Annotated in this window: 9 protein-coding genes; 5 read left to right on the top strand and 4 right to left on the bottom strand. The window is 70.4% G+C overall.

The genetic code is table 11. From position 1 onward, the window contains the following. Positions 1-48: 48 nt before the first annotated feature. Positions 49-2,349 carry a S8 family serine peptidase gene (locus tag GTZ93_RS28645; protein ID WP_139922554.1) on the bottom strand — a complete coding sequence of 767 codons (2,301 nt, stop codon included), beginning with the start codon at positions 2,347-2,349 and terminating at the stop codon, positions 49-51. A gap of 235 nt (positions 2,350-2,584) precedes the next feature. On the opposite strand from GTZ93_RS28645, the gene GTZ93_RS28640 reads away from it, so the two are divergent. The 4 genes from GTZ93_RS28640 (at position 2,585) to GTZ93_RS28625 (ending at position 7,091) form a co-directional block, all read left to right on the top strand. Beyond that, on the top strand, positions 2,585-4,003 hold the full coding sequence (locus GTZ93_RS28640; protein WP_161663123.1) for a hypothetical protein: 1,419 nt from the start codon (positions 2,585-2,587) through the stop codon (positions 4,001-4,003). Between the two features lie 69 nt (positions 4,004-4,072). Continuing rightward, entirely contained in the window at positions 4,073-4,885 is an 813-nt protein-coding gene (locus GTZ93_RS28635) for an STM4013/SEN3800 family hydrolase (protein WP_139920319.1), read from the top strand. Further along, a complete protein-coding gene (locus tag GTZ93_RS28630; protein WP_139920321.1) occupies positions 4,882-6,195 on the top strand; it encodes an STM4012 family radical SAM protein in 1,314 nt (437 codons plus the stop codon). The genes GTZ93_RS28635 and GTZ93_RS28630 overlap by 4 nt, the downstream gene beginning before the upstream one ends. Then, entirely contained in the window at positions 6,192-7,091 is a 900-nt protein-coding gene (locus tag GTZ93_RS28625; protein WP_139920323.1) for an STM4011 family radical SAM protein, read from the top strand. Before GTZ93_RS28630 ends, GTZ93_RS28625 begins: the two co-directional genes overlap by 4 nt. Here GTZ93_RS28625 and GTZ93_RS28620 read toward each other — a convergent pair. The 3 genes from GTZ93_RS28620 to GTZ93_RS28610 all read right to left on the bottom strand — a co-directional run bounded on the left by GTZ93_RS28620 (position 7,058) and on the right by GTZ93_RS28610 (position 10,833). Next, a complete protein-coding gene (locus GTZ93_RS28620) occupies positions 7,058-8,194 on the bottom strand; it encodes an STM4014 family protein (protein WP_139920325.1) in 1,137 nt (378 codons plus the stop codon). The genes GTZ93_RS28625 and GTZ93_RS28620 overlap by 34 nt on opposite strands. A gap of 9 nt (positions 8,195-8,203) precedes the next feature. Then, on the bottom strand, positions 8,204-9,547 hold the full coding sequence (locus GTZ93_RS28615; protein ID WP_139920327.1) for a WGR domain-containing protein: 1,344 nt from the start codon (positions 9,545-9,547) through the stop codon (positions 8,204-8,206). Positions 9,548-9,609: 62 nt separating this feature from the next. Beyond that, the gene (locus GTZ93_RS28610; RefSeq protein ID WP_257979347.1) at positions 9,610-10,833 is read right to left on the bottom strand and encodes an OmpA family protein; all 1,224 of its coding nucleotides are present in this window, start codon (positions 10,831-10,833) and stop codon (positions 9,610-9,612) included. A 298-nt stretch (positions 10,834-11,131) separates the two neighbouring features. On the opposite strand from GTZ93_RS28610, the gene GTZ93_RS28605 reads away from it, so the two are divergent. Continuing rightward, the gene (locus GTZ93_RS28605) at positions 11,132-11,854 is read left to right on the top strand and encodes a biotin/lipoyl-containing protein (protein WP_161663122.1); all 723 of its coding nucleotides are present in this window, start codon (positions 11,132-11,134) and stop codon (positions 11,852-11,854) included. Positions 11,855-12,042 lie beyond the last annotated feature (188 nt).

Genomic DNA, 12,042 nt, shown 5'->3' with positions numbered 1-12,042 from the left:
ACAGCGCGGGCCCCGGACACTCCGGAGCCCGCGCACGGGAAGCGACGCCTACGGCGCCTTCGCGTTGAGGTTCACGCCGCTCACCACCAGGGCGTAGTTGGCGTCCACCGCCGCCGTCGCCGTGTGGGCGTCCTGGACCACCTCATCCGCAAGGACCTCCACCTTCCACGAACCCGCGGCGGGGTTCGCGAGGAAGACGTTCTCCACGGTGTCCACCTTGTTGGACACGCCACCGGACGTGGACACGTTGCCCGCCGTCAGGCCGTTGTTGCCCCAGTACACGGTGCCGTTGGGCGCCGTCACGCGCAGGGACAGGTCGTTGATGCGCGCCCGCGCCGCACCCACCGTGCCCATGGGATCCGTGTAGACCATCGTGACGTTGAGCTCCGGCTCGCCGCTGGCCACGGTGAAGGTGTACGTCCTGGAGCCGAGCGGCGCGAGGACGTCCGTCTCGTCCACGACGAACGTCTTCGCGGCGCGGTCATACAGGCGCTTGACGTCCGACGTTCCCCAGCCCTGCTTGTTGCGGTCGATGTCCGCGTTGGCGCCGCCAGCCAGCCAGTTGTACTTGGACGCGCCGTTGATCATCAGCGCCTTGGCGGTGGCCATCTTCGGGCGGCTGGTGAAGACGTCCGCCTTCTTGCCGTGGCCGGCCCACACGCCCTCGTGCCACATCTGGTGCAGCAAGCCGAAGAAGCCCGCCGTCTGCGGCGTGGCGGAGCTGGTGCCGCTGAACTCCGTGTACGCGGTGTCCGAAGAGCCGTACGCGCCCCGGACGTTGTCGTAGTAGAAGGCCAGGTCCGGCTTGATGCGGCCGTCCGCCGCCGGACCGATGCTCGCGCCCGACGACCAGCGATCATCCGTGCGGGCCTGCGTGTTGTAGTGCCGGATGCCGCCCACGGAGACGATGTTCTTCGCCCACGCCTGCGGCCGGGAGTTGCGCGTGCCGTTGTTGCTCTGCGACTGCGTGCTGAGGAGGGGCGCCTTGAACAGGTAGTCGTCCACCTCCGCGGAGATGGTCGTGTACGCCGTCGTCAGCGTGCTGCCCACGCTGGAGGTCTGGAACACCGCGCGGTAGGGGCCGTTCGGGTTGAGCAGCTCCTGGTTCATCGCGAGCCGGGACTTGGTGCCGCCGAACTGCGTGGTCTCCGAGTAGAGGAAGAAGATGCCCTGCCCGCCCGGCAAGATGCCCTTGGCCAGCGGATCCACTCCACTGGCGAAGTTGTGGCTGTAGCAGCTGGTGCCGTGCAGCGAACCGGAGGACGTGCCCGTGCTGTGGATGATGGGCGTCGTCGGCCACTCACGGTGGGTGGTGCGCAGCTCGGTGTCGAAGATCTCCCCGCGCACGCCCTGCCCGTTCCAGCCCTTGAGCGTCCCGATGTAGTTGGCGCCGCCCGTCTCGCGCACGATGTCCATGTCCACCTCGCCGGGGCCACCCCAGCGGTCGATGAACTGCACCTCGTTGGCGCGCGCGACCGAGGCCAGCTGCTCCTGGTTGAGCGTGGCCTCCACGCGCAGGCCGCCCGGCTCCACCAGGTCCACCTTGCCGCCCAGCCGCTCCACCAGCGCCGTCACGCGAGACTGGCGGGCCGCGCCGCCCTCACCCAGCATGATGGAGTAGCGCTGGGGCGCCAGCGCCGCCGCCCGTCCGAGCAGCGCGTCCCGCAGCACCGGCTCCAGGCGCCACTCCGGGTGGTAGTCCCCCACCCAGCGCACGGCCGGAAGCTGGGACACCCGCGCGCGGACCTCCGACGGCATCTCCACCAGGTACGTGTGGTCCGACAGGAAGCGCAGCACCTTGCCGCCCGCGTTCTCGATCGTCTCCCGGTACTCCGGCAGCGGCGTGCCGTGGAACTGCACCAGCGACAGGGTGTTGTCCCGGTCCGCCACCAGCGCGTTGCCCAACAGCGGCGCGGTGCGAGCCAGCGGGTCGAACGACGCCTCCGCCAACCGGATGAGGTACTCCTCCTGCTGCACGCGGCCCAGCAGCTCCGAGCCGCCGCGCGTGTACGCTGAGAAGGCGCGCTCCGTGCCGTCCGCCTGCCGCTCACGCCAGACGTGCAGCTGCACGCCGGTGTCCCGCACCACGTCCAGGCTGCGCAGGCCGCTGACCGGTCGCGCCGTCTGGTGGAACACCCGTCCCGACGGCGTCACCAGCGTCGTGCCCCCTGCCTTGAGCGCCGTCGCCACCGCCGCGCCCGGCGCCGCCGGAGCCCGCGTGGCCGATGAAGGGGGGCGCTCCGCCGCGAGCGCTCCAGCCGGAACCGCCAGGGTGCAGCCCAGCACCAGCGCCGTCACCGGCCGCCAGCCACCACGAGACGTCGAGAACTGCTTCCGCATGTTCTGCATGTCGTGCACTCCCTTCAAAGTGAGAATAACCTGTAATACACATTAAGACTGTATTTCAAGTCCTTGCCACTCAGTTGCAATAGGGCGTGCTTTTTGCGTCCGGGATGTTCGCTCCGAGTAGGTCCAGGTGGTTTTGAATGGGCGGAAGTAGCCGGAATCTCTCAACAATCAGGAGTGTAAGAGCCACACACTGAGCGGAAACAAACCGTCGGAAAGGTCGATAACCTCAATACACATGACTTCCATCAATCCGAACCGTCCCACTCCGACCTTCCAGCCGACGCAGTCGACGGTTCCCGCCAACCGCCCCGCGAGCGCGCCGCAGCCGCAGGCGCCCGCGCAGCAGCCGCCCGAAGCGCAGGCCGCGGCGGAGCGCAACCGCGACTCGTTCTCGCCCGCCGCCGCGCTGCGCCCCTCGGGCCGCGCCCGGGTGACGACGCAGGGTGACAACTTCGTCCTGGAGGCCCAGGGCCAGGTGGGCAACCGCGGCTCGACGCCCCGGGGCGGCGTTCCGACGCGCCTGGGGACGGCGAACGCGAGTGGTTCGTTCGGGCTGCAGGGCAGCCTGCGAGTGGAGGTGCCGCGCGAGGCCGCCACGGACGCCATCCGCAATGGCCAGCTGCCCAACCCCGCCTCCCCGGAGACGTGGCCGGTGGGCACCCGCGCCCGGGCGGAAGTCCAGGGCCAGGCGGGCTTCAATGCGGGCCTGCGCGCGGGCCCGGGCCGGCTGGGCGAGCGGCTGGGGCTGAGCACGTCGTATGACCGCACCCAGACGCAGCGCTACGAGGTGCAGCGCACGTCGGAAGACACCGTGCGCGCCACGGTGACCAGCGACGGCCGCCAGCGGGACGCCACCAACATCCGCGGCCTGGAGGGCCGGCAGGATCAGCGCCTGGGGCACACCCAGTCCGCGGACTTCAACATCCGCACGCCGGAAGGCCGCGCGGCCTATGACGACTTCATGCGCACCGGCCAGCTGCCCCGCGAGAACGGTGCGGGCGTGAGCAACGTGAACCGCACGGACACGCTGGACCAGACCCGCGAGGGCCGCGTGCTGGGCCGCGAGGTGGCCACCACCGAGCGCCAGACGCGCCTCACCGCGGACGGCGCGGGTGATCAGACCGTGCGCCAGACGGACCGCAACGTGGCGGGCAGCACCCAGTCCACGGAGATGCAGGTGGGCGCGGACGGCAACGGCCGGGCGCGCACGGCCATCAACGACTCCGTGGTGGCGACCACCACCACGCGTCCCGGTCAGCCCCCGGAGACGAGCTACGAGCTGACCTTCACGGATCCGAACGCGGCGGCCATGGCTCGCGGCGCCTTCTCCAGCGACGACGCGGCGGCGTCCGGCACCGGCCCGTTCACGGCGCGCCTCAGCGAGCAGCAGGCGCGCGCGCTGGTGGAGCGCACCATGGGCCAGGGCCTGCAGGGCGGCCAGCAGGCGCTGGACCGCGCCTTCCGCACGCTGTCCACCAACGGGCAGCAGACCTTCGCCACGACGCTCTACAACTCGACCGTGGACACCCGGAACCCCAACGCCGCGCGCCGCCCGCTCGAGTCCATGCCGCCCGAGGCCGCCGCCCCGGCGCAGCCGCGGACCCCGGCCCCGGCGCAGCCGCGCCCCCCGGCCGAGACCGTCCCGATGTCGTAGTCCCGCCGTCCCGGGCGGGGTATGGGACCTCCCATCGATGAGGTCCCCTCCCCGCCCCGCCTTGTCCGCATGCATGACCTGAACGCGCTGGTCGGCACGCACGACCTGCTCTTCCTCACGCTGGACACGCTCCGCTACGACGTGGCGCGGGAGGAGTTGGAAGCAGGCCGCACCCCCACCCTGGCCGCGCTGCTGCCCGGCGGCCGGTGGGAGGAGCGGCACACCCCGGCGAGCTTCACCTACGCCGCGCACCAGGCCTTCTTCGCGGGCTTCCTCCCCACCCCTGTCACTCCGGGCCGGCACTCGCGCCCCTTCGCCCTGCGCTTCGAGGGCAGCGAGACGACAGGCCCCGGCACCTGCGTGCTGGACGCGCCGGACCTCGTCACGGGCCTGGCCGGGCGCGGCTATCACACGGTGTGTATTGGCGGGACGGGGTTCTTCAACCAGAAGAACCCCTTGGGCCGCGTCCTCCCAGGCCTCTTCTCCGAGGCGCACTGGGCCCCGGAACTGGGCGTCACCGACCCCCAATCCACGGAAAATCAGGCATCACTCGCAGTGAAAATCCTGGGGTCGCTGCCCCGGGAGCAGCGGGTGTTCCTGTTCATCAACGTCTCCGCGCTGCACCAGCCCAACCGGCACTACGTGCCCGGGGCAACGGAGGACTCCAAGGCGACGCACGCGGCGGCGCTGGCGTACGTGGACAGTCAGCTGCCGCCCCTGTTCCAGGCGCTGCGACGGCGCGGCCCGGCGTTCTGCATCGTGTGCTCGGACCACGGCACGGCGTACGGCGAGGACGGCTACACGGGGCACCGGCTGGGGCACCCGGTGGTGTGGACGGTGCCCTATGGCCAGTTCGTGCTGCCGGTAGACTCCGCGCCATGACGCGCCTGGAGTCGATGCTCGAAGGGACGCCGTACGTGGCGTACCTGTACGGCTACCCGCACAAGACGGCGTACCGCCCGCTCACGCCCGCGCTGCCGTTGGAGGACGTCTGGGCGAAGGAGCGGCGGGACGCGCTGTTCCTCTACCTGCACGTGCCCTTCTGCGAGATGCGCTGCGGGTTCTGCAACCTCTTCACCGCCGCGGGCCCGAAGGAGGACGTCGTCGAAGCGTGGCTCGCCGCGCTGAAGCGCGAGGCCCGCCGGGTGAAGGAGGCGTTGGGGCCGTCGACGTTCGCTCGGGCCGCCATTGGCGGTGGCACCCCCACCCTGCTGGACGTCGCGGGGCTGGAGACGGTGTTCGACCTGGCGGCGGAGCTGGGCGTGAACCCGCGCGACGTGCCCATGTCCGTGGAGGTGTCGCCGGAGACGGTGGACGCGGACAAGGTCGCGCTCTTGAAGGCCCGGGGCGTGGACCGGGTGAGCATGGGCGTGCAGAGCTTCCTGGAGTCGGAGGTCGCCGCGGTGAAGCGGCCGCAGAAGACGGCGCAGGTGGAGGCCACGTTGGATCTGCTGCGGAGCGCGGGCTTCCCCACGCTCAACCTGGACCTCATCTACGGCATCGAAGGCCAGACGGTGGAGACGTTCCTCCACTCGTTGGAGGCGGCGCTGCGGTACGCGCCGGAGGAGCTGTACCTCTACCCGCTCTACGTGCGGCCCCTCACGTTCCTGGGCAAGAAGTCGCGCGCGTGGGACGACCTGCGGCTGTCGCTCTACCGGACCGGCCGGGACTTCCTCCTGTCGCGCGGCTACACGCAGGTGTCCATGCGGATGTTCCGCGCGGCGCATGCTCCCGCGGCTCGCGGCGCGGTGTATCGCTGTCAGGAGGACGGCATGGTGGGCCTGGGCGTGGGGGCGCGCTCTTACACGGGCGCGGTCCACTACTCGACCGAGTACGCGGTGGCCTCGCGAGAGGTGCGCGGCATCATCCAGGCGTACAGCGAACGGGACACGGCCTCCTTCGGTGAGGTGCGCTACGGCTTCGTGCTGGACGCGGCCGAGCAGCGCCACCGGCACCTGGTGTTGTCGCTGCTGGCGGAGGGCGTGGACCCGGGTGTGTACCGCCAGCGCTTCGGTACGGAGGCGAAGGCGGACTTCCCGATGCTCGCGGAACTGGAGGCGCACGGGCTGGCGCGCGACGTGGACGGCGTGTTCCAGCTCACTCCCGCGGGCGTGGAGCGCTCCGACTTGATTGGTCCCTGGCTGGACTCCGAGGCCGTGCGCGCGCGCATGGCGGAGTACGCCTGGCGATGAAGCTCACCGTGCTCTACCGGGGCCCGCTGTCCGGCTGTAACTACGGCTGCGAGTACTGCCCCTTCGGCAAGTGGAAGCAGAGCGAGGAGGAGCTGACGAAGGACCGCGCGGACCTGGAGCGGTTCCTCCAGTGGGTGGAGTCGCGCACGCAGGACACCGTGTCCGTGTTCTTCACGCCGTGGGGCGAGGCGCTCATCTGGCCCTGGTATCAGCAGGCCCTGGCGCGGCTGACGCACCTGCCCCACGTGGAGCGCGCGGCGGTGCAGACGAACCTCTCCTGCCGGCTGGATTGGCTCACGGACTGCCGCACGGAGAAGCTGGGCATCTGGGCCACGTACCATCCGGAGTGGATGAAGCGTGCGCGCTTCCTCGCGCAGTGCGAGCGGCTGTCGGAGCACGGCGTGCGGCACAGCGCGGGCATGGTGGGCTTCCGGCGCTTCGCGGACGAAGCCGAGGCCCTGCGCCGCGAACTCCCCGAGGACACGTACCTGTGGATCAACGCGGTGAAGGACGGCCTGGACGCGTACACGTCCGAAGACGTGGAGCGCTTCACCCGAATCGACCCGCTCTTCCCCATCAACAACACCCGTCACCCCAGCCGGGGCCGGGCCTGCCGTGGCGGCGAGTCCGTGCTGTCCGTGGACGGTGACGGCACCGCGTACCGGTGCCACTTCATCAAGGAACCGCTGGGCAACCTCTACGCGCCGGACTTCGACGCGGCGTTGAAGCCGCGCCCGTGCTCGAAGGACACGTGCGGGTGTCACATCGGCTACGTGCACCTGGAGTACCTGGAGCTGGATCGCGTGTTCGGATCCGGGCTGCTGGAGCGCGTACCGGCGACGCGGCTGTGGACGGGCGGGGCTCAGCGCAGCGCTTCGCGGATCTCCCAGTCGTAGACGGACAGGCCGTCGCGCGTGAGGCCGGGGAGCAGGTCCCCGAAGGCGTTCGCCTCCAGCACCCGGTGGCCGTGGAAGAAGTCCTCGAACATCAGGTCGATGCCCACGTGGAGGCAGTCGTGCGCGCGGGCCACGGCGCGGCAGCTCTCCATCGCGGCCTCCAGTTCGGCGGGTGGCACCGCCGCGTGGAAGGCGTCCAGGTCTCCCCGGTAGCCGCCCAGGTGCAGGTTGGTGATGGGCAGGCGGCTCTGGCGCACGACGGTGAAGACGGGCTCGCCGCGCACGGTGAGGACGCGGCAGTCGAACAGGTCCCCTCCCAGCCGGGCCTTGGGCCGGGCCTCCTCCACCTGTGAGCCTTCGCGCAGGAGGAAGGACAGCACCGCGTCCACCTCCCGAGCGTCCGTCACACGGCGCACCTTGAGGGAGTTGAACCAGCCGGTGGCGCCCCGGTGCAGGCTGGTGAGCAACGAGCCTTGCGCCAGCCCAGGCCGGTACACGGCGAGGCACGACGCGGACGAACCGCAGGACAGCTTCACGAACGCCTCGCGGAAGCTCGCTTCTCGCAACGCCTGGCGCAGGGCTTCCGGTGTCGTGCCCGGAGCCACGTCCAGGAACGGCGGCACGGGGATGCCCAGGCTCGCGTACCGGCGTGACGTGATGCGCTTGTCGAACAGGTCCGCGATGGCGCGGGGTGAGGACAACACGCGCCATCGGGGACGCTGCGCGAACCTGTCGGACAAGTCCTCCAGCACGCGCAGGAAACCCAGGTGATGCTGCCGGGGGCACAGCACGCGGCCGTGCTCATCCGGCAATGCATCCAGTTGCTCGGGCGCCACGGTGTCGCAGCCCGCGCCGAGCGCATCCGTGAAGCCGCGCTGGAGGAAGGCGCGCTCCACGGCCGCGTCCTCCCCCGCCGCGTCGATGCGGACGATGCGCTCCGTGTCGGGGAGCTCCAGGAGGGTATCGGGCGCGCGAGCCACCGTCTCCCACGCCACCACGTGCGCGGGAGGCAGCCCGGCGCGGACCAGGGCCTCCTGGAAGAGCGTGACGCGCCGGTTCCCGGGGTTGCCGATGATCAGGAACGGCGGCGCGGCGGACGGCATGGAGACGGGCTACTCGCCCACGGCGGCGTAGCGCGACTCCTCGTCGTAGGGCGTGCGCTGGTTACCGCTCGCCACCGACTTCGCGACGTTGGCCACGGTCTTCTGCCCCGCCTTCGTGAGGAAGTTCTGGGTGACGTCCAGCGCCTTGAGGTGCCCGAAGGCCTTGGCGTTCTGGGCCAGCGTGTCCGCGCCCGTGTCGCTCATCGTGCCCATGGACAGATCCAGCTCTTCAATCTGGGCCAGGATCTTCGACTTGGGCAGCACCGCGCACAGCTCGTCCGTGAACTCGGAGTTGCGCAGCCCCAGCTTGCGCAGGGCCGGCACGCCCTCCGCGTCGAGCAGCGGCTTGAGGTCCTTCACCCCGCCGCTCGCGCCGTAGTTCTCCTGGCCGAACCAGACCTCCAGCGACTCCAGCTTCGGCCACTTCGCCTTCACGATCTCCTTCACCGAGCCCTGGTGAAGGCCACCCGTCTCCACGGTGAACGACCGCAGCTCCGGCAGGTCGATCTTCCCGAACCCGATCTCACCGCCGCGCACGCGCAGCTCCTGGAGCTGGGGATAGACCTTGTAGAGCGGCTTGAGGTCGCCCACCTGCGTCCAGGAGATCTCCGTCTCGTCCGGGAACTCGAAGTCGCCGATGAACAGCGAGCGCAACGGCGGCGCGGGCTTCGCCTTCGCGAGCACCTCCAGCGTTTCGTCGTAATCGTTCTCGCCGTCGAAGTTGGCCATGCCCAGAGTCAGGCGGCTCAGGAACCGCGCGGACGGATGGGCCAGCAGCTCGGCCAGCAGGTCCGGGATGTTCGCCGAGGAGTCGTAGTCCACCTGTCCCAGCCGGGCCTCGCGGATGAAGCCCAGGTGCCACTCGAGCTTGAGGGTCTCGTCGGAGACGGCCTCCGTCAGTGACTCACCCAGGAGCTCGTTGGCGTGATCCTCGATGAGCTTCGCCACCTTCTTGCGCGTGGCTGCGGGCGCCTCCAGCGCGGAGTGCTGGAGGAGGATAAGCTCGGCGCGCGGGTCTCCCTCGCCCTTGAGCCATTCGGCGTACGCGAGGTAGCCCTTCGCGTCGTCGGGCTTCGCGAGGATGGCGGCCTCCAGGTCCGGGTTGACGGCGGACTCGGCGGTGGCCTCCCCTCCGTCGCTGTCCCCGCTCTCGGCGAGCGTGTAGCCCTTGCGCACCTTCTCGTGGACCTGCGCTTCGTAGGCCTTCTTCGCCTCCGCCTTGGAGTCGAACTCCTCGACCTTCTCCTGGCCGTCGGTGCCGATGCGGCCCCAGCGCTTGGTCAGCGTGGTGCCCTCCAGGGTGATCTCCCAGAACTTGCTGGAGCTGCCTTCCGTGAACTCGTAGCGAGGCATCGCGCGTCCCTTCAGCGAAGAACGCCCGGGACGCTAGAGGAGGCCTCCAGCAACCTCAAGGCTCAGGGACGCAGCAGCACCAGCTCCACGCGGCGGTTGAGCTCACGTCCGCGAGGAATCAGGTTGGGGGCCTTGGGATTGCGGTCGCCCAGGCCCACGGCCTCCACTCGGGACGGGGCCACGCCGGCGCGGACGAGCATGTCGGCCACGGCGCGGGCGCGGGCGTCGGAGAGGCTCTGGCGCGCGGGCTCGGGGACCTCGCGCGAGTCGGTGTGGCCCTCGACGCGCAGGCGGGCCTTCGGGTCGCGCACCAGCAGGTCCACCGCCAGGTCCAGGCCCGCGAGCGTGGCCTTGGCGGGCACGGGCTTCTTCTCATCGAAGCTCAGGGGGTCGGGCAGCTCGATGCGGCCCTCCTGCACCTTGGCGGCCTTGGCGGCCTTGGGCGCGGGCACCAGCGCGAAGGCGAGCGACGAGTCCGCCCCGGCGGCCAGCTCCACCTGGCGCGTCTGCGCGAGGAAGCCGTCGGCGATGAGGTCCACGGTGTACGCGCCCGCGGACAGGGGCACGTCCTGCGGCTTCTTGCCGGGCACGGTGAGCTTCAGGGGCTCGCCCGTGCCGCGCACGAAGGCGGTGGCGGAGGTGGGCTTCTTCGACGTCACCTGGAGGCGCAGGCGGCTGGGCGCCACCGGCGGGCGCTCCACGGGCGGCGTCACCGAGACGACAGTCGTCGTGGGCTTCACGCCCGCGTCCAGCGGCGGCGTGGGCTGGACGACCTTCACCGGGGCGCCGGCATCCACGGGCGCGGGCTTCACGGGCGGCGGCGCGGTGACGACGGCGGGCTCGTCCTGCGGAGGCTTGATCATCTCCGCGGTGACGGCGTGGGTGAGCTTGAGCTTGAGGCGCGGATCCGGCGCGTTGGGCACGACGCTGGGGGACGCCTTCACCACGACGCGCAGGCCGCGCTGGGTCTGGAAGCCGACGGAGGCGGTGATCTTCCAGAGGAAGCCGTTGGTCTCGCTGAACAGGCTCCAGGAGCCGTTGGTGTACGTGACGCGCGAGACGAGGGTGTGCTCGCCGGGTTCGACCTTCAGGACCGCGAGCCGGTGGACGCCGGGCGCGTTGAGCTCCTCCAGCCCCGGGACGGCGAGCGGTTCGCCATCCAGGAGGAAGTCGGTCTCCACGAGCCGGTAGCCGTCCTCGGGCTTGAAGCCCGCGAAGAGCACCTGCACTTCGGAAGGGGACTCGGGGACCATGTCGCGCAGCTGGCGTTCCAGCTCCGCGCGCACCTGTTCCTCACGCGTCGGCTCAGCCGCGAACGCGCCCGGAGCAAGGAGTCCGGCGAGGACCAGGGACCCGAATCTGAGGAAGGAAGAATCCACGAGGCGCATGCAGCATGGCACAAGGCGCCCCGGGGTGATGCAGGGATACATCCCTGTAGGGCGAGCAGGCGTACGAGTCCGTCAAGTTTCAGGGACCCGGTTGAAGGCCTCGCGGTGAATCCCGCGTTCCAACCAGTCCTGGCGCAGGGAGGCCGGGATGGATCATCCTGTTCCGCACATGGATCCGCGGCCTGAATCCCCTCCGATGCCTGTCTCCTCCCCTCCCAAGCCGACGTCCCGCTTTTCACGGCGGGCATGGACCTGGAGCGCGGTGGGAGCGGTGGTGACGCTGGGAGTGCTCGCGGGGATGGTACGGGTGGACCGGTCCGCGCGGGGGCAGGTGCTGCTCCAGCAGGGCGAGTGGGTGGACGTCCCTGCTCCGGCCGCGGGGCGAGTGATGTCGGTGGACGTGGGGCTGAGCCAGCCGGTCAAGGCCGGGCAGGTGGTGGCGCGGCTGGAGACGGCGACCGGGGCGGCGGAGGTGGTGGCACCGCTGGAGGCGATGGTGGGCCAGGTGGCGGTGACGAAGGGGGCCCAGGTGGAGGCGGGTCAGCTGGTGGCGGCCTTGATGAACCGGAACGTGCTGCCGTCGCTCAACGTGCTGTTAGCGGAGGAGTACCGGCAGGAGCTGGCCCCGGGGATGACGTTGGAGTTCCAGATGCCGGACATGCGCCACCCGCTGGAAACGGTCATCGAGCAGGTGGAGGGTCCGGAGGAATCGCTCCAGTTCGCGAAGGTGCAGCGGCGAGCCGAGGCGTACCCGAAAGGCGCGGTGCTGATCCGGGCGCACGTGCCGGCCCGGACCTACGAGCGTGACGGCAAGAAGCGCGTCTACCAGGACGGCGAGTCGGGCCGGGCCTACGTGAAACTGGGCACGCAGCGGTTGCTCGTCTCGTGGTTCCCAGGTCTGCGTGATGCGTTGCCGTGAGCCGGGCCTTGTCGCGCTCCTCTCAGCCCTGGTGCTGGGCTGTGGAGGCCCGCGTCCCATCCCAGGGGTCGTTCAGGGCTCCAACGGGGCTCCGCTTGCGAGCATCCCGGGCCCCATGCCCGCCTTCGGCCCATTCGATTCGTTCTCGGATGCCCTACAGGCTGCGTGTCCCCTGATCCTGGGCAAGC

This window comes from Corallococcus exiguus (assembly GCF_009909105.1).
Taxonomy (GTDB): domain Bacteria; phylum Myxococcota; class Myxococcia; order Myxococcales; family Myxococcaceae; genus Corallococcus; species Corallococcus exiguus.
Note: the sequence above shows the minus strand (reverse complement) of the source record. Positions and strands in the feature narration are given on the sequence as shown.

Excerpts from the sequence above, each read along its gene's own strand:
- GTZ93_RS28635 (WP_139920319.1), top strand. The coding sequence starts at position 4,073 with ATGCATGACCTGAACGCGCTGGTCGGCACGCACGACCTGCTCTTCCTC.
- GTZ93_RS28625 (WP_139920323.1), top strand. The coding sequence starts at position 6,192 with ATGAAGCTCACCGTGCTCTACCGGGGCCCGCTGTCCGGCTGTAACTAC.
- GTZ93_RS28605 (WP_161663122.1), top strand. The coding sequence starts at position 11,132 with ATGCCTGTCTCCTCCCCTCCCAAGCCGACGTCCCGCTTTTCACGGCGG.
- GTZ93_RS28615 (WP_139920327.1), bottom strand. The coding sequence starts at position 9,547 with ATGCCTCGCTACGAGTTCACGGAAGGCAGCTCCAGCAAGTTCTGGGAG.
- GTZ93_RS28640 (WP_161663123.1), top strand. The coding sequence starts at position 2,585 with ATGACTTCCATCAATCCGAACCGTCCCACTCCGACCTTCCAGCCGACG.
- GTZ93_RS28645 (WP_139922554.1), bottom strand. The coding sequence starts at position 2,349 with ATGCAGAACATGCGGAAGCAGTTCTCGACGTCTCGTGGTGGCTGGCGG.
- GTZ93_RS28630 (WP_139920321.1), top strand. The coding sequence starts at position 4,882 with ATGACGCGCCTGGAGTCGATGCTCGAAGGGACGCCGTACGTGGCGTAC.
- GTZ93_RS28620 (WP_139920325.1), bottom strand. The coding sequence starts at position 8,194 with ATGCCGTCCGCCGCGCCGCCGTTCCTGATCATCGGCAACCCCGGGAAC.